Here is a 16,039-nt window from a genome sequence, read left to right as displayed (position 1 = left end):
GCGATGAAAACCCGAACACTGCTCAAGCCGCTGCTGACGGCGATGCTGCTCGCGGCCGCTGCCGCCCAGGCCCAGTCGGACAAGGTCGTGACGCTGCGCGTGCACCACTTCCTGCCGCCGACCTCGAACGCGCAGGTGAAATTCATCGAACCGTGGTGCGCGAAGATCGCCGCCGAGTCGGGCGGGCGCCTGAAGTGCCAGATCTACCCGGCGATGCAGATGGGCGGCACGCCCGCGCAGCTCTTCGATCAGGCCAAGGACGGCGTCGCCGACATCGTGTGGACGGTGCCCGGCTACCAGGCCGGCCGCTTCCTCGTCTCGGAAGCCTTCGAACTGCCCTTCATGGGCACGTCGGGCGAGAAGTCGAGCCGCGCGCTGTGGGTCTACGCGACGAAGAACGCCGTGGCGGAATACAAGGGTGTGCGCCCGCTGGTGTTCCACGTCATCCCCGGCATGACGCTGCACACGACCAGCAAGCAGGTGAAGACCCTGGCCGACCTCCGCGGCATGAAGCTGCGCGCGCCGACGCGCATGGCGACCCGCATGCTCACGGCGCTGGGCGCCACGCCGGTGCCGATGCCGATGACGATGGTCTCCGACAGCCTCGACAAGGGAGTGATCGACGGCGCGATGATGCCGTGGGAAGTCGTGCCGACGATCAAGGCGCAGGAGATCGTGAAGTACCACAGCGAAACTGATCCCGCGTTGCCGCTGATGTCGACCTCGACCTTCGTGCTGGCGATGAACCCGGCGAAATACGACAGCCTGCCGCCCGAGCTGAAGAAGGTCATCGACGCCAACAGCGGCCCCGAGGTGTCGGCGTGGGCCGGCAAGGTGTGGGACGAGGCGACCCTGACCGGCCGCCAGTCCGGCATCGACCACAAGAACACCTTCTACACCGTGCCCGCCGCCGAAGTGCAGAAGTGGCAGAAGGCGTCCGAATCGGTCGCGGCCGACTGGGTCAAGGAGGTCAGCGCCAAGGGCTACGACGGGCCGAAGCTGTTGGCCGAAGCCCGCGCGCTGCTCGCGAACTGAACCGGGCGCGTCCGTCCCGCACCCCGGCGCGTGCGCCGGGGCATCCCTTCGGTGTCCAGGAGCAGACATGATTTTTGACAACACCGCGCGCTACGGCGCGATGAACGCCGCCGACGAGATCATCGGGCCCCCCCTCGCGCGCGGCCTCACCGACCAGCCCGCGATCGTCGGTGCCGGCCGTTCCGTCACCTACGGCGAACTCGACGCGATGGTCAATCGCACCGGCAACGCGATGAAGGCGCACGGCGTCGGCCGCGGCGAACGCGTGCTCTTCCTGATGGACGATTCGCCCGAGATGGTCGCCGGCTACCTTGGCGCGATGCGCATCGGCGCCGTCGCGGTCGCCCTCAACGTGCGGCTCGCGCCGCGCGACGTGCGCTACGTGATCGAGGACAGCGCCTGCCGCCTGCTCTTCGTCGATGCCGAGTTCGCCCACCTGTACCAGGAGATCGTCGCCGAACTCGCCGACCCGCCGCAGCTCGTCGTGCGCGGCGCCGGCTCCCGCGTCGGTGGTGTGCCGCTCGACGACTTCGTTGCCGGGCAGCCCGACACGCTGGCGTCGGAACCGGCCGCACCCGAGGACGTCGCCTTCTGGGTGTATTCCTCGGGCACGACCGGGCGACCCAAGGCGGTGATGCATACGCACGGCTGCGTGCTGATCGCCGATCGCATGGAGGCGGAGTACTTCGGCGTGCGTCCGGGCGACCGCATCTTCGCCACCTCCAAGATGTTCTTCGGCTGGGCGCTCGGTCATTCCATGATGGGCGGGCTGCGCTGCGGCGCGACGGTCATCGTCGCCGCCGGCTGGCCCGACCCGATGCGCATGATCGACGTGGTCGACACCCATCGCCCGACGATCTTCTTCAGCACGCCGGTGATGTACCGCAACCTGCTGCGCGAAGGGGCGGGCGGGAGCGAGGGCTTCCGCAACGTGCGCCATTTCCTGTCGGCGGGCGAGAAGCTGCCCGAGACGCTGTACCAGTCCTGGCTCGAAGCGACCGGCAAGCCCATCATCGACGGCATCGGCGCCTCAGAGACGATCTTCCTCTTCCTCGTGAACGAAGGCCAAGCGCAGCGCCCCGGCTCCTGTGGCAAGCCGGTGCCGTGGGCCGAAGTGCGCCTGGTCGACGACAGCGGCGCGGACATCGTCGAGCCCGGCGTTCCCGGCCAGATCGCGATCCGCACGCCGTCCCAGTTCAGCGGCTACTGGAAGCTGCCCGAACAGACGGCGAAGTCGCTGCGCGACGGCTGGTATTTCCCGGGCGACATGTTCAGCTTCGATGCCGACGGCTACTGGTACCACAACGGCCGCGCCGACGACATGCTGAAGATCTCCGGCCAGTGGGTGAGCCCGTCCGAGATCGAAGCCTGTGCGATGACCGCGCCGGACATCGCCGAGGCGGTCGTCGTCGGGGTGCCGCAGGAGGACGGCCTCACGCGCCTCGTGCTGGTGGCCGTGGCGAAGGATCCGGCGGCGAGCCAGTCGCGCCTGTCGACGCAAGTGCAGGACACGCTGATGGCGAGCCTGTCGATCTACAAATGTCCGCGCACGGTGCGCTTCGTGGACGAATTGCCGCGCACCGCCACTGGCAAGATCCAGAAGTTCCGCCTGCGTGAGCTGCTCAAGGCGGGGCGGCTTTAAGGGGCGTGTCACTGCGATCACACCTGATTGATCGTTCAGTTGCAAACGGCCGGATTTCCGGCCGTTTGCATTAGTGCGACTGGTATTGAACGGCGTCGTCCATACCCATTCTTCCTGAGCCCGTTGACGGGCATCGGCAAGCCGCCAAAGGGTTCAGCCCGAATCGTATCGGGTTGTGCGACCCATCATCGCGCAGGACAGGCGCCTGCCCCATTCTGCTGAAATTCGCGCCAAGGGGTTGACTTGGTGAATTGACTGAACGATCATTCATTCAACTGCTGACGGAGCCGGACACGGAACGCTGCAGCAAACGGGAAGCGGGGCGGCGCGATTGCAGGCGCCCCAGGCTCGAATGACTGGTGAACGAGGAGACAGACACATGAACCTGCAAGGCAAAACGGCCGTCGTCACGGGCGGCGCATCGGGGATCGGGTATGCGACGGCGGAGACGCTGGCGCGGGCGGGCGCGAAGGTCGTGATCGGCGACATCGATGCGGCCAAGGGCGCGGCCGCGGCCGGCCAGCTGGCCGAGCAGCACCTCGACGTCGACTTCGTCCGCCTCGACGTGACCGACATCGACTCCATCCACGCCTTCCGCGACGAAGCCTACCGTCGTCATGGCCAGGTCGACATCGTCGCCAACGTCGCCGGCTGGGGCAAGATCCAGCCCTTCATGGAGAACACGCCCGACTTCTGGCGCAAGGTCATCGACCTCAACCTGCTCGGCCCGGTCGCCGTGTCGCACGCCTTCCTGCAGCAGATGATCGAGCGCGGCGCGGGCAAGATCGTCACCGTGTCCAGCGACGCCGGCCGCGTCGGCAGCCTCGGCGAGACCGTGTATTCGGGCGCCAAGGGCGGCGCGATCGCCTTCACCAAGTCGCTCGCCCGCGAAGTCGCGCGCTACAACATCAACGTCAACTGCGTATGCCCCGGCCCGACCGACACGCCGCTGCTGCGCGCGGTGCCGGAGAAGCACCAGGAAGCCTTCGTCAAGGCCACGCCGATGCGCCGCCTCGCCAAGCCGTCCGAGCTCGCCGACGCCGTGCTGTTCTTCGCCAGCGACCGCGCGAGCTTCATCACCGGCCAGGTGATCAGCGTCAGCGGCGGTCTCACGCTCGCAGGATGAGTGATTGTTCAGTCAATAAATAGACACCCAACCCGTTTCGAGGAGAATCTCATGTACAAGCTCAAAGCCGCCGAATGGCGTCCGGAACACTTCAAGTTCGAGGTCGCCGACCGCGTCGCGACCATCACGCTGAACCGCCCCGAGCGCAAGAATCCGCTCACCTTCGAGAGCTACGCCGAGCTGCGCGACACCTTCATCAAGCTGCAGTACGCCGACGACGTGCGCGCGGTGGTGATCACCGGCGCGGGCGGCAACTTCTGCTCGGGCGGCGACGTGCATGACATCATCGGGCCGCTGACGAAGATGGACATGAACGGACTGCTCGCCTTCACGCGCATGACCGGCAACTTGGTGAAGGAAATGCGCAACTGCCCGCAGCCCATCATCTCGGCGGTCGACGGCATCTGCGCCGGCGCCGGCGCGATCATCTCGATGGCCTCCGACCTGCGCTACGCGACGCCCGAGGCGAAGACCGCGTTCCTGTTCGTGCGCGTCGGGCTGGCCGGCTGCGACATGGGCGCGTGCAGCATCCTGCCGCGCATCATCGGCCAGGGCCGCGCCTCCGAGCTGCTGTACACCGGTCGCTCGATGAGCGCCGAGGAAGGCCGCGCCTGGGGCTACTACAACGACATCGTGCCCGCCGAGAAGGTGCTGGCGAAAGCGCAGGAGCTGGCGCTGTCGCTCGCCAACGGCCCGGCCTTCGCGCACTCGATGACGAAGAAGTGCCTGCACCAGGAATGGAACCAGACCATCGAGCAGGCGCTCGAGACCGAGGCCGAAGCCCAGGCGATCTGCATGCAGACGCAGGACTTCACGCGCGCCTACAACGCCTTCGTGAACAAGCAGGTGCCGAAGTTCGAGGGTGATTGAGGTTCCGGCGCACCGGGCGGCCGTCCCCGCCGCCCGGATGCGTCTCGCGGTACGGCCGGTTTGACGCGCAGTTTCACCGGCCGGCTTGAGAGGGGCGTCGCGCAGGCGGCCTGTGCGTTCCGCCAACGAATCCTCCTCTGATGTGCGCAGAGGCCGGCGGCGCCCCGTTTTTTCGATCGAATCGAGACCACTAGCCGTTCGGCTGAGCCCGTCGAAGTCCCGCAATTGCCCATCGACAGGCTCAGGGCAAACGGTTTCATAACAGTCAGCAGCTCCAGAGGACATCGCAATGATTTCGCTGAGGATTGACGAATCGATCGCCACCGTGACGCTGTGCCGCGCGCCGGTCAATGCGATCAACGAGGAATGGATCGACCAGTTCGACCGCATCCTCGCTGAGCTCGAAACCCTGCGCCACGTGAACGTGCTGCGCATCCGCAGCGGCGAGCGGCTGTTCTGCGCCGGCGCCGACCTCGAACTGATCGATTCGCTCTTCGCCACCGTGGCGGGCCGCGCCAAAATGATCGCGATCACCCGCCGGATGCAGGAAATCTACGCCCGCCTCGAACGCCTGCCGCAGGTCACCGTCGCGGAGATCAACGGCGCCGCGATGGGGGGCGGCTTCGAACTCGCGCTCGCCTGCGACCTGCGTGTCGTCGCCGACAGCGCGAAAGTCGGCCTGCCCGAAGCGCGCCTGGGGCTGCTCCCCGCCGCCGGCGGCACCCAGCGCATGACGCGCATCTGCGGCGAAGCGGTGGCCAAGCGCCTGATCCTCGGCGCCGAAGTCCTCTCCGGCGCGGATGCGGTGGCCCTGGGCTGCGCGCACTGGGTCGCCCCGGCCGCCGAGCTGCCGGCATTCGTCGACGCCCTGATCGCGCGCCTCGCGGCCCTGCCCGCGAAGGCCATCGCCGAGTGCAAGCGCTGCATCGAGGTCGCAGCGGCAGGAGGCGCGGACGGCTACGAGGTGGAACTGGCCGGCAGCGCGGCGCTCCTGGCCGACGACCAGACGCAGCAGCGCGTGCGCGGCTTTCTGAACCGTCAGTAAGGCCGCAGGACAAGGCGACGCGGAAACCCGGCGCTCCGGTGGCACAATAAGGCGTCCGGCCGCTGCCGGACTTTGTGGCAATGGTTCACCGAGGGAATGGACATGAGTTCAGCAGAAAGCGTCAAAAGCGTCGTCACCGACCCCAAGCTGGTCGAAGAGCGCCGTCACCAGATCATCAGCGCGGCCACCAAGCTCTTCTCCGAGCAGGGCTACTACACGACGACCATTCTGCAGATCGCCCGCGAAGCCAAGGTCAGCACCGGCCTGATCTACCAGTACTTCGGCGACAAGGACGACATCCTGTTCCTGACGCTGAAGAACGTGCTCGACACCTACGAGCACGACATCCCGCTGCAGCTCGAAGGCCTCACCCACCCGGTCGAGCGCCTGTGCCGCGCGGTGTGGGCGTATTGCGCGGTCGTCGACGCCCAGCGCGACGCGACGGTGCTCGCCTACCGCTCGACCAAATCCCTGCGCGCCGACCGCCGCGTGCTGATCAAGGACGGCGAAACGCGCACCAACCGCATGATCGAAAAGTCGATCCGCGCGTGCACCTCTGGCGGCTTCATGCGGCCGGTGAATGAATATCTGCTCGGCTACCAGATCGTCAATTTCGCCCACGCCTGGGCGCTCAAGCACTGGGCCTTCGTCGACCGCTTCAGCCTCGCGGAATACGTCGAAGAAGGCCTGCTACTCCTCGTCGACCCCTTCCTCACCGCCAAAGGCAAGACCGCGATGGCGAAGATCGCCAAGGGCGTCGAGAGCGCGCCGCGCGCAGCCGAGTGAGGTTGCGGGGCAGGGCGGGACAAGGCCGCACGCCGTTCCTCCCGTTACCCCGGTAAGCAGATTCCGTTCGGGCCGAGCCTCCCAAAAACCGCTGGGGCTGAGCCCGTCCAAAAACCGTTCGTGCCGAACCGGTCGAAGCCCTGCCAGTGCCGATCGACCGCGCCTTCCCACCCGCGGTCCCCATTTTCTTTCGATGTCATATGTGTGCGAATGTAAAATGCACTCTGGAACGCCATCGACATGAACACGTAGTCATCGTCCGAGCAGCCCGTTGACCCCGTGCCCCATCCGCTCGAATGGCGCCGGATGACAACGGAGAACGGATTCGCGACATGGCCAAGTTCCTCAACACCAGCGCCACCAACTACTTCCTCGAAGAGCTGATCAAGACCGCCAAGGATCGCCTGATCCTGATCAGCCGTCGCCTTTGATCCGGCGTCCTGAACGTGATCGACATGACGCCAATCCTGGCGCCGCTCTGGAACGCCGCGTACTTCGTCATCATCGCCGCGGTGATCGGCGCCGTCCTGCGCTCGCCCGTCGTCAAGGGCTGGTTCGGCGAAGCGCAGGGTGCCCTCGCCAAGCACCTGCTGCTCGACAAGAAGATCTACACCACTCTCAACAACATCACGATCCCGACCTCGAACGGCACCACCCAGATCGACCACGTCGTCGTCTCGAAATACGGCATCTTCGTCATCGAGACGAAGAACATGAAAGGATGGATCTTCGGCGACGAAAAGAGCGCGCAGTGGACGCAAAACATCTACGGCCGCAAGTTCCGCTTCCAGAACCCGCTGCGCCAGAACTACCGCCACATTCGCGCGCTCGCCGAATTCCTAGAGCTGGACGACTCCCGCTTCCACTCCGTCGTGATGTTCTGGGGCGACGCCCGATTCAAGACCCCGATGCCGGAAAACGTCATGACTTCCGGCTACACCAGCTACATCAAGAGCAAACAGCAAGCGCTGTTCTCCGACGATGACGTCCGCTCGATCGTCTCCGCGATCGAGGCCGGAGCGCTGCCGAAAACCTGGGCGACGAGAACCGCGCACGTCGAATCGCTAAAGGCCAGGCATTCGAGCACGACGACCTGCCCGAAGTGTTCGAGCGAGCTGGTGTTGAGGACGGCAAAGTCGGGCGCGAATGTCGGGAAACAGTTCTACGGGTGTTCGAGCTTTCCCGCGTGCAGGTACATGCGGAATGTTTGAAGGAGTTTCAATGAAAACGATGCGCGAGTTTGCATTCCTGCGCCTGCTCACACCCATGCTCGCGCTTCTCGCGATGCCGCTCGCCACGCACGCCCAGTCGATCTATCGCTGTGAGCAGGGGGGCCGAGTCACCTACACCGATTCGCCGTGCAACCGCCCGCTGATTCAACCGGGCAATGCCGCTGCCGCTCCGAATCCGAGCGTCAAACAGACCGTCGTCGGCGGCGGCTACGAGAAACCACAGGGTCCGTGGCAGGGGGAGGCGCAATACCAGGTGATGAACGCGGGGTTACAGCAGAACGGCACTCACTTCGTTGTGCCTCTGAGCATCCAGATCTCCGAAGACGGCAAGTTCGTCGGGTCCAGCCCGGAAAACCGTTGCCAACTGCTCGGCGTCGCGTCGCCGGGCTATACGCCGAAAATTCTGAACCTCGACGTGACCCTGTCGAATTGCGCGGCCGAGGATTTGAATCAGCGGTATCAGGGATCGCTGGTTTTGAATACCGCTGCGCGTACGGCGCAGTTGAATCTGCACGCGCAGCGGATCGGGATAGGGCTGGCGGTGATTGCGGATGTAAAGGGGACGATGCGGAGGTGACTGTCGAATTGGTGCAGCGAGTTTGAATTTGAAAGGGCAGCAAACGGCCAGTTGCGGTCGGTCGCTCATTTGACATAGCCGCCGTTCGCGCGACTGCTCAACTCAGAAACCTGCCCGAAGGCGAACTCGCGTAACTCGGCCAGAGCCGACCTTGAGCTAGTGGCCTGCACAGTTGATCACTCGGTCAGTCGGCAATGCTTCGGTTACCTGCCGTTCTGTGTCAATTGATTTGAACGGCGGCCTCCGTCCGTGGCAAACGCGAACTCTCGATTGAGAGCAGGTCAAATTGGCAAGCGACCGCGATAACGCAAGCTAGCAGTCCGAAAAAATGCGCGCATCTACTTACGAAAATGGGATGCCGCATTAAAGCGCGGCATCCCTCATCACGATAACAACGAGGCGCTTACCAGTCTTCGGATTGTTTGACCCGCGGCGCCTGCGCAGTGGGTGCGCTACGGGCTACTGCCGGCTGCGCAACAGGCTTGTGCTCAGCCGCAGGGACGGGCTGATGGACCGCTTCTGGCGCAGCAGCGGCAGCCTCCGGTCGGTCGGCTAAGGCTTCACGGATCTGTAGAGCCCCTGGCTGAACTGACGACAACTCAATTTTGATGTTCTCGAGCGTCCCATACGACAAGTTCGGAGTCACCCTGTTGATGACGACTTCGCAACAAAGGCTTTCCATGTTGCCCAGTGACTGACCAGTCTGCGGATCCTTGATTTCCTTGCCTTGCAGGTAAATCTGATAGCGTCTGTTTTCGCGGACTGCTTGGCCGCCTTGGCTCAATACCACCATATTCCCATCTCGTTCGACGATGGAGATCGGGAAAGTGCGAAGGATGATCGCTTCCGTCGCGTTTTTCACGATCTCATTACGAATGGACGCGAGCATTGCGTTGGAATCGACACCTGCCCCCAGCGTGGTAGGTTTAACGGATGGTGGCGTACCCTGCAGCGTGTTCGATTGTAGAATCTGACGGGTCGTCAGGTTGATCAATCGCTGCGAAACGGACCAGGCGCCGGAGTAGCTGACTAGTTCGCGGTCGGAGGTCTGCAATTTGCGCGCGTGCTTCTTGTACGCCAAGTCGTTCACGACCCCGATCCATACCAAGTCGGCGGCCAATGCCTGGCCGAGCTTCGCAAAGTCCGTGTTGGCGCTCTTGCCCGAACCGATCATATCGAGCTCTCCCTCGATATCGGCTTCGAATTGGCGATCGAGGATGGTGAAGCGCCCGGTTTGCGAAAGCGCATCGATAATCTGTTGGCGAATCGGATTGAGGACTTCGGACGCAGGCACGACGGTGCCGCCGATGTCATAGGCCGCAACATTCGACTTCAAGGGCGCCACGACGATTTTGATCTTGCCCGCATCCGCCGGTGCCGCAAATTTTGCGATCTTGGCTTCGATATCTACGGTATAGATATCCCCTTTGGACTTGGGCGCGAGCATCTTGACTACTCGGAAGGACGTCACCATGCCCTTGGACTCGGAGACGATCTGGTCGGCGAAATTTTGACTCTGCAAAGTGGCCGTGGCTTCAGCGCTGTCCCGATATCCACTGGCGGTCTGGACGTCGAGATTGGCAGTCGCATTGGAGAAGGTATTCAAGGTCGCTGATACCGCTTCGACTCGGGTGCCATTGACCTGCATGATCGCTGTCTTCAGGGCATCGTTTACGGCGGCGCCGGGCGTCACGCCCATTCCCTTGGCCGTTACCTGAATTTGCTCGACCTTGCCGACGTCCGGTGTCTGTGTCAAGCTGGGTCCGACCGCCTTGGGGGCCTCTTCTTGCGGTTTCTCGACCTTTTGTTCGCCACAACCGACCAGCGCCACGGCGATCAGGGACGAAAGCATTAGTTTCTTCAAAATGGCCAACCTCGTGAAAATTTAGGCGACCCAAAAATCGGGTCGCCCATTACTTGAAATTAGAGGAGGCTGGTTGCTTCCTTCGGCACTTCAATCTTGTTTTCCTTCGCGAACGCCACTGCCTTCTTCAAGGTGTTCATCAGATTGGTGCTGGTGTCGGGCAGGGTCTTGACGACGAACATCGCAGCGCCGGCCGCACCGCCAATGGAGGTAGCGCTAGGCGTGAACTTCGAAACGTCGGAACTCATGTTGGAGTAGCTGGTAATGCCTTTTGCCAGATCAACCAGCCCGAGCGTAAAGGCTTTTTTCCCTTCGGCGTCAAGAGCCACTTTACTGTTGTCGAAGCCCTCGGCGAGCTGTTTGCTGCTTTCCGTTTGTACCTTGACCGCGTCCTCGAGACTGCCGACGGTAGCGCCCTCGGTCAGGTTATTCGCCTGAAGTTCCGATTTGGCAGCTTGGTCCTTGAGGCCGAGTGCCGAAAGCAGCTTGGCATCGGAGGCAAGAACATACTTGGTGCCGGAAACATAGCTCTTGACGAGGGACTCTGCGGTCACCCCGCCGGCACTCTTGGAGCCCCCCGGAAGAGCGTTTGCCAGACCACCGAACTGCGCCGCCGCGACCCCGGCAAAACACACCGCTGCGACGCTAACGATTCCCTTCTTGATCCAGTTATTCATGAGGCGTTCTCCAAGTGATTAATGAGTTCCAACTGCATTCAAACGACTGACTACTTCTCGCGCAGCGGCCAGTGACGCTTCCTTAAGTCCTTTGTTGATGGCAGCCTGGTTATCAGAGCCCACCCCGAAGTACTGGACGGCCGGAACCGACGCCACTTCGCGCGGACGGCCACTCGATACATCGAGCACCCGCCCCACTGTCGTGACGGCCACCCGTTGCATCCCCGTCGCCGGATCCTGATCGGCCGCTCCCACATCCAACGTTGCCAACACGAGCAGTGGAACCTGCGCCTTCGTTAGCGATCCGACGATCGAGCGCATCGTGGCCGGGGCGATGTCGTTGCCCGCCGAAAACTCCTTCGTCATGGCATTGAACTCACGGTCGCCGATGACGAATTCGGGTTCCTCGACGCGGAAGCCCGCTTGCGAGAAAACGCTGGTGATGGATGTCTTGGCATTGGCCATCGGCAGCAGGCGGTACGTGACATCGTCCGCCTTGCGGGTTGCGCTGCCTCCGGTTTCGACGCGCACGGAGGATGATGCGGAACGGCTGTTTGACGTCTCCTTGGTGGCGCTCGTAGAAATCGACGTGCCGCCGATGTCTTCACCTTCATTGCCCCGCGTCGCGCTCGTACTACGGGAACCGCCTTTCGCGGTAATTTCTTCCCGCTTCACGACCCTGGTGTCGAAGGCACGGACGCTCGCAGCTTCACGGCCAACGAACACATAGACCATCGGAGACTTGTCATAGGCACCGGCGGTGCCGACAACACTGGATTTGCGCAGCGTGTTACGCAGCTTGGCGACATTCAGCTCGACCTTGACCGCAACAGAGTACTTCTTGAGGCTCGGCTGATCCTGCTCATTCAGGATAGTCGTGCTGAGAATGAAGTTGTCGAGATTGGCCGCAATCTGATCTGCAATGGCCTCGAAGTTTTTCGATTCAGCTTCCCCGTTTTCAGCGAAATAGCGCTCGACCGCAGATACCTGAGCCTTCTGATATGACGCTTCCTTGACGGTCGGGCTTAGCTCCCCGCTGTAACTGGAAGTGCCAACCCCTTTTACCTGCACCACCTGTCCCATCGCCAGCGTAGGCACTAGAGCCAGCAACCCCATCAGCAACCGTATCTTCATTTACATTCCTCAAGTATTTTGCGTGCCGCACTAATTTGATCTTCGATGTTACTAGACGAGGAGGCCGTCTTTATCCATTTGCCATCGCCACCGCCGGCGAGAACTTCAGTCAGTTTCAGGAACAAACCGCGATAGGCATCCTGGTATCCCGGGAAGTCATCATTGGAAATTTGGCCGGTGGGCACCAGGGCCGTTTCGCCATTCTTGATCGACGTCGACAGAAAGCTCGTTCCGAGCGAAGGCTCCAGGAAGGCCAGATCGACGTAGGCCCCGTAGACAAAAGAGGTCGCCACATTATTCTCAGCTGTCTTGATTTTCGCGAACTTCTTCAAGGCGATATCAAAAACGTAGTCGCCTTCGCCGACCTTCAACTTGTAGTCGTCCCCGTTTTCCAGTCGCATGGTCATTACGTTACCCACGGCGTGTCCGACGGTGCGCGGCAACAACGAAATTCCGAGCTTGGCTGAGATGATCGAGGCGAACCCATCGGCGACGATCGACTCGGCACTCGTGATATCCGCTTTCAGTGGGGCGGGCATTGCGTCGAGCGCAGGGGCGTCGATCCGAATGTTTCGCACCTGGACTGTCTTGGCCGCTTTCTGATCGATATTGGCAGCCTGCATGCGTCGCTCGTACTGACTGATCAGACCCCGACCATCAGTTCTTTTGAGCAAATTCTCGACGAATGCGGAAAGGTATTCCTTGGTAGGCATTGCCGGGGTGGCGTCGAAGAGCACCACGCTCAGCGGATAGCTACGAACGACTATCTGATTCTTGTAGTCGAAAATCAACGCATCGCCGCGCAAATTGACGAACGTCTTGTAGTAACTGCCGAAGTTCTCCGTTGCCACGGTCTCGCCGGTCAGCAGCAGCACTGACATGAGGGCGCGATCGCTGTCTTTCAGGTTGACCCCTTTATCACCCAGATTAAATTGGATACTCGCGTTAGTCGTCTGGCGCATCCGCTCAATAACTTCGCGCGACAGGTTATGGCTTTGCCCCTTGTCACGATTGAGCTTTTCAAACACTGCATAGGTGAGAGGGAAGCGTCCGGCTGCACTCTTGAAGTCGCCCGCGAATGCGAACCCGCCTACGGTAACCTCCTCGGCGGCGACGGAACTTATCAACGCGAGCAGCGAGCAAGCTGCGACAAGAAGCTTCTTGAGCAATCACCTCTCCATCATTTCCAAATCTGCCGGCCTTGATCCAGGTGCCGCATTGGAAGAATTTACATCGAGTTACATGTAGGTGGCAAGTTGTTATCCCTTTGACGTTCGCCAATGGCATGTAGTGAAAACCGTTACAATCACATGGGCATATGGAGATGGATACTCAAATGATTCGCTTTACTGACGCGGGTCCGTGTAGACCTGTCGGGTCAGACTGTGGGGTGGCCTTCGAAGCGGACGTAGAGAATTCTGAGCTTCGACCGCTGACCGACTCATTTCCAGCGCCGGATGCAGGAGATTGAAACGAGCATCGAACGCTACCTGGTCGAGATGGACAGCGCCGACTGGCAAGAGCCTGCGGGCGCTCGCGCGAAGAGGGAGCGCCCGCAGGACAAGCTTACGATGCTGAATGGGTGGATTAAGGTCCGCTTCGACGCGATGGCTGCATATCACTTAACTGTTCTTGGTCTCGACCGCCGTCTGCCCGTCATAGCCCGTGATGCCTGTGGCCCGCGTCTTCATCGAGCGGGCGTCGGGATCCGTGAGGGAGACCTGTATGTCCGGCGTTGTTCTCAAGCTGGAGGCCGATCGCTAAAAGCTCCGAGTTCAAGCGGAATGTGACGCGCGGTCGAGCTGGTATCAGGGCCAGACGGCGCCTGCAGAGATCACTGCCGCTGAGTGATGGCGCGGGTTGAGGCCAGTTGAGGCCGAGCAACCGTCCGTGGAGATCTGCGCCGAGTGACCGCTCGCATCTGTAACCAGTCGTTGAGCCTCGCGTATTGCTACTGACTGAATTGGGTCGGGACCAGCCAGTGGGAGATAAGCAGAGCTGCCGTTAATCCAAGTGGGGACCATGCGGCAGATCTCGGCCCGCGCCGACCGAGAAGCTCCGGCCAGGAAGGGCCGCGGTCGATTCGGCACCGTTGTCGTTCGATCGGCTGCCTTGCGGGAAACCGGTCGAAACGCTGCCGAACGCAACTCGGCGATCGGCGTCCTGTCTATATACGGCAATTTGCCGTATATTCCCGGTCAGGAGGGACGTCCCATGGCCACAGCCACCAATACCGCCCGGCTCGAAGCCCGGATCAGCGCCGATCTGCATGCGCTGCTCAAGCGAGCCGCTGAGCTCCAGGGGCGCACAATGACCGACTTCGTCATTGCAGCCGTCCAGGACGCCGCCCAGCGCGCCGTCGAACAAGCGGGCGTCGTCCGTCTTTCGCTGGCCGATCAGGAGTGCTTCGCACAGGCGCTGCTATCGCCCCCGCAACCCGCCCCGGCTTTGGAACGTGCCTTTGCTCGCAGGCGCAAGCTCTTGCGCGCTGAATGAGCGCCGCACCGTTCTTCGTCGCGCCGCTCGATGCCACGCATGACCGTACCGGCTTCCGTTGCGGTTCTGCCGCGCTTGATCGGTACTTCCGAGAGCAAGTCACCCAGGACATTCGGCGTCGCGTGGCGGCCTGCTTTGTGGCGCTGGCCGATCGAAAGCGCATCGCCGGGTACTACACGCTCGCCTCCGCGAGCCTGATGCTGGCGGATCTTCCGGCCGACATCGGCAAGAAGCTTCCGCGCTATCCGGCTGTGCCGGCCGTTCGCATGGGCCGTTTGGCCGTCGACGAGGCGTTCAGCGGGCAGGGCCTCGGGGGCGCGCTGCTGGCCGATGCGCTCGTGCGCGCCACCGGTTCCGAGATTGCAGCGTATGCGTTGATGGTCGATGCCAAAGATGACCGGGCCGTGGGCTTCTATGCTCATCACGGTTTCATCGCACTGCCTGACTCTCCATCGACGCTATTCCTTCCGCTGGCAACGGCGTTGGCCTCGCGAAAGCGGTAAAGGCAAGCTGCTCAGGGGCAAGTCTTGCCTCTTGCCTTGATACGGTTTCGTGATTAGCCGACGGAGCGCCGGCAACGAGCAAAGCCCGAGTCCGGGTCGGAGAAGCGTTCGCAAGCGCGAAGGCTCGATGCGTGGCTCCACCGCTGCTGCCGGGCGCCACCTTACGTGAGGCGCACGATCTGGTTCAGCACCGCGCATGCTTCGGCGAACAATTCGTCGGGCAGACGTTTCATCGGATGTGGCGCAGCCTCGCGCACCCGCCAGTCGAAGGATTTCGGCTGGTGGCACAGGACATAGCTGGTCTTGCCGGGGCGGCGCCCGCCGGCCGTTCCCGCGGCGATCGCGAACGGATTGTCGGCGTTGTACTCGGCCGTGGTCATCGGCAGACCGATGACCAGCGAAGTGCGTTCGTTGAAGGCGCGCGGCGAGAGCACCAGGAAGGGGTGGCGGTCGCGCATTTCGCGGCCGGCCTGCGGATTGCAGTCGATCCAGATGATGTCCTGGCGGTCGGGCGCCCACGGCGCCTTGCCGCGTGCGCTCACCACCGTTCGGCCCCGACGTTCGGGCTCGCCATCGCCTCGCCGCCGTGCCGCTCGGGATCGAAGCGGGCAAGCCTTTGTTCGAGGCTGAGTTTCTCCGGTGCAAGGGGCGTGATCACGACGCGGCCTTCCTCGACCGTGATCCGCACCTGCTGATCGGCATCCAGACGGGCCTCGCGCGCGACGGCGGCGGGCAGGCGCACGCCGAGGCTGTTGCCCCAGTGCTTGATGGCAAGAATCGCTTCGGTCATGGCGGGCACCCCCTCGAATGTTTAAACGCAGTATAAACATCGCGCAAGGGGTCGGCAACAAAGGCGCGCCAGCAGCCGATCGACTGCGTCTTGACCCCTCACCGTCCGCTCACCTTCAACCCGCCCAGCACCTCAGCGACCAGCCCGGTGCGCTGGCCCGCCTCGACCGCGCCCCCTTTGCGGCGTAAGGCGGGCGAGACAACGAGGCCGAACAGCGCTGCTGTCACCCCCGCCGAGCGGGTTCGCCCGCATGACACCGTCA

The 16,039-nt window shown here is 62.6% G+C and carries 16 protein-coding genes; 10 read left to right on the top strand and 6 right to left on the bottom strand.

Annotated features, from left to right (window positions below):
- Nucleotides 1-3 precede the first annotated feature (3 nt).
- The 8 genes from CDA09_RS22650 to CDA09_RS22610 all read left to right on the top strand — a co-directional run bounded on the left by CDA09_RS22650 (nucleotide 4) and on the right by CDA09_RS22610 (nucleotide 8,313).
- Nucleotides 4-1,035 carry a TRAP transporter substrate-binding protein gene (locus tag CDA09_RS22650; RefSeq protein WP_121430585.1) on the top strand — a complete coding sequence of 344 codons (1,032 nt, stop codon included), beginning with the start codon at nucleotides 4-6 and terminating at the stop codon, nucleotides 1,033-1,035.
- A gap of 67 nt (nucleotides 1,036-1,102) precedes the next feature.
- A complete protein-coding gene (gene hbdA, locus CDA09_RS22645) occupies nucleotides 1,103-2,677 on the top strand; it encodes a 3-hydroxybenzoate--CoA ligase HbdA (RefSeq protein ID WP_121430584.1) in 1,575 nt (524 codons plus the stop codon).
- Between the two features lie 379 nt (nucleotides 2,678-3,056).
- Nucleotides 3,057-3,803 carry an SDR family NAD(P)-dependent oxidoreductase gene (locus tag CDA09_RS22640; RefSeq protein ID WP_121430583.1) on the top strand — a complete coding sequence of 249 codons (747 nt, stop codon included), beginning with the start codon at nucleotides 3,057-3,059 and terminating at the stop codon, nucleotides 3,801-3,803.
- Between the two features lie 51 nt (nucleotides 3,804-3,854).
- On the top strand, nucleotides 3,855-4,673 hold the full coding sequence (locus CDA09_RS22635) for an enoyl-CoA hydratase family protein (protein ID WP_121430582.1): 819 nt from the start codon (nucleotides 3,855-3,857) through the stop codon (nucleotides 4,671-4,673).
- A gap of 289 nt (nucleotides 4,674-4,962) precedes the next feature.
- A complete protein-coding gene (locus CDA09_RS22630) occupies nucleotides 4,963-5,718 on the top strand; it encodes an enoyl-CoA hydratase/isomerase family protein (protein ID WP_121430581.1) in 756 nt (251 codons plus the stop codon).
- 96 nt (nucleotides 5,719-5,814) lie between these two features.
- On the top strand, nucleotides 5,815-6,504 hold the full coding sequence (gene hbdR, locus CDA09_RS22625) for an HTH-type transcriptional regulator HbdR (protein WP_502697081.1): 690 nt from the start codon (nucleotides 5,815-5,817) through the stop codon (nucleotides 6,502-6,504).
- Nucleotides 6,505-6,959: 455 nt separating this feature from the next.
- Nucleotides 6,960-7,715 carry a nuclease-related domain-containing protein gene (locus CDA09_RS22615; RefSeq protein ID WP_164844464.1) on the top strand — a complete coding sequence of 252 codons (756 nt, stop codon included), beginning with the start codon at nucleotides 6,960-6,962 and terminating at the stop codon, nucleotides 7,713-7,715.
- A 10-nt stretch (nucleotides 7,716-7,725) separates the two neighbouring features.
- Entirely contained in the window at nucleotides 7,726-8,313 is a 588-nt protein-coding gene (locus CDA09_RS22610; RefSeq protein WP_164844463.1) for a DUF4124 domain-containing protein, read from the top strand.
- A gap of 403 nt (nucleotides 8,314-8,716) precedes the next feature.
- Here CDA09_RS22610 and CDA09_RS22605 read toward each other — a convergent pair whose 3' ends face one another.
- The 4 genes from CDA09_RS22605 to CDA09_RS22590 form a co-directional block, all read right to left on the bottom strand.
- Nucleotides 8,717-10,165 (bottom strand): CsgG/HfaB family protein, encoded by a 1,449-nt coding sequence (locus CDA09_RS22605; protein ID WP_121430577.1) that lies wholly within the window; start codon nucleotides 10,163-10,165, stop codon nucleotides 8,717-8,719.
- A 71-nt stretch (nucleotides 10,166-10,236) separates the two neighbouring features.
- Nucleotides 10,237-10,854 (bottom strand): hypothetical protein, encoded by a 618-nt coding sequence (locus CDA09_RS22600; protein WP_121430576.1) that lies wholly within the window; start codon nucleotides 10,852-10,854, stop codon nucleotides 10,237-10,239.
- Nucleotides 10,855-10,872: 18 nt separating this feature from the next.
- On the bottom strand, nucleotides 10,873-11,988 hold the full coding sequence (locus CDA09_RS22595; RefSeq protein ID WP_121430575.1) for a hypothetical protein: 1,116 nt from the start codon (nucleotides 11,986-11,988) through the stop codon (nucleotides 10,873-10,875).
- Nucleotides 11,985-13,157: a hypothetical protein gene (locus CDA09_RS22590; RefSeq protein ID WP_121430574.1), complete on the bottom strand. Its 1,173-nt coding sequence runs from the start codon at nucleotides 13,155-13,157 to the stop codon at nucleotides 11,985-11,987. The genes CDA09_RS22595 and CDA09_RS22590 overlap by 4 nt, the downstream gene beginning before the upstream one ends.
- Nucleotides 13,158-14,202: 1,045 nt before the next feature.
- Between CDA09_RS22590 and CDA09_RS22585 the strand changes: the two genes are divergently transcribed.
- On the top strand, nucleotides 14,203-14,484 hold the full coding sequence (locus tag CDA09_RS22585; protein ID WP_121430573.1) for a type II toxin-antitoxin system TacA family antitoxin: 282 nt from the start codon (nucleotides 14,203-14,205) through the stop codon (nucleotides 14,482-14,484).
- Entirely contained in the window at nucleotides 14,481-14,987 is a 507-nt protein-coding gene (locus CDA09_RS22580; RefSeq protein WP_121430572.1) for a GNAT family N-acetyltransferase, read from the top strand. The genes CDA09_RS22585 and CDA09_RS22580 overlap by 4 nt, the downstream gene beginning before the upstream one ends.
- Nucleotides 14,988-15,148: 161 nt before the next feature.
- On the opposite strand, the gene CDA09_RS22575 is transcribed toward CDA09_RS22580, so the two are convergent.
- Nucleotides 15,149-15,529, bottom strand: coding sequence for a type II toxin-antitoxin system PemK/MazF family toxin (locus tag CDA09_RS22575; protein WP_121430980.1), 381 nt, complete (start codon nucleotides 15,527-15,529; stop codon nucleotides 15,149-15,151).
- On the bottom strand, nucleotides 15,526-15,777 hold the full coding sequence (locus CDA09_RS22570) for an AbrB/MazE/SpoVT family DNA-binding domain-containing protein (protein ID WP_121430571.1): 252 nt from the start codon (nucleotides 15,775-15,777) through the stop codon (nucleotides 15,526-15,528). The genes CDA09_RS22575 and CDA09_RS22570 overlap by 4 nt, the downstream gene beginning before the upstream one ends.
- Nucleotides 15,778-16,039 lie beyond the last annotated feature (262 nt).

The sequence above is a fragment of the Azoarcus sp. DN11 genome (assembly GCF_003628555.1).
In the GTDB taxonomy this organism is placed as follows: domain Bacteria; phylum Pseudomonadota; class Gammaproteobacteria; order Burkholderiales; family Rhodocyclaceae; genus Aromatoleum.
The sequence above is the reverse complement of the archived record's forward strand: the minus strand, read 5'-3'. Positions and strand labels throughout refer to the sequence as shown.

Bases quoted from the DNA above. Each gene is read 5' to 3' on its own strand.
- CDA09_RS22650 (WP_121430585.1), top strand. From the start codon at position 4: ATGAAAACCCGAACACTGCTCAAGCCGCTGCTGACGGCGATGCTGCTC.
- hbdA (WP_121430584.1), top strand. From the start codon at position 1,103: ATGATTTTTGACAACACCGCGCGCTACGGCGCGATGAACGCCGCCGAC.
- CDA09_RS22640 (WP_121430583.1), top strand. From the start codon at position 3,057: ATGAACCTGCAAGGCAAAACGGCCGTCGTCACGGGCGGCGCATCGGGG.
- CDA09_RS22635 (WP_121430582.1), top strand. From the start codon at position 3,855: ATGTACAAGCTCAAAGCCGCCGAATGGCGTCCGGAACACTTCAAGTTC.
- CDA09_RS22630 (WP_121430581.1), top strand. From the start codon at position 4,963: ATGATTTCGCTGAGGATTGACGAATCGATCGCCACCGTGACGCTGTGC.
- hbdR (WP_502697081.1), top strand. From the start codon at position 5,815: ATGGACATGAGTTCAGCAGAAAGCGTCAAAAGCGTCGTCACCGACCCC.
- CDA09_RS22615 (WP_164844464.1), top strand. From the start codon at position 6,960: ATGACGCCAATCCTGGCGCCGCTCTGGAACGCCGCGTACTTCGTCATC.
- CDA09_RS22610 (WP_164844463.1), top strand. From the start codon at position 7,726: ATGAAAACGATGCGCGAGTTTGCATTCCTGCGCCTGCTCACACCCATG.
- CDA09_RS22605 (WP_121430577.1), bottom strand. From the start codon at position 10,165: ATGCTTTCGTCCCTGATCGCCGTGGCGCTGGTCGGTTGTGGCGAACAA.
- CDA09_RS22600 (WP_121430576.1), bottom strand. From the start codon at position 10,854: ATGAATAACTGGATCAAGAAGGGAATCGTTAGCGTCGCAGCGGTGTGT.
- CDA09_RS22595 (WP_121430575.1), bottom strand. From the start codon at position 11,988: ATGAAGATACGGTTGCTGATGGGGTTGCTGGCTCTAGTGCCTACGCTG.
- CDA09_RS22585 (WP_121430573.1), top strand. From the start codon at position 14,203: ATGGCCACAGCCACCAATACCGCCCGGCTCGAAGCCCGGATCAGCGCC.
- CDA09_RS22580 (WP_121430572.1), top strand. From the start codon at position 14,481: ATGAGCGCCGCACCGTTCTTCGTCGCGCCGCTCGATGCCACGCATGAC.
- CDA09_RS22570 (WP_121430571.1), bottom strand. From the start codon at position 15,777: ATGACCGAAGCGATTCTTGCCATCAAGCACTGGGGCAACAGCCTCGGC.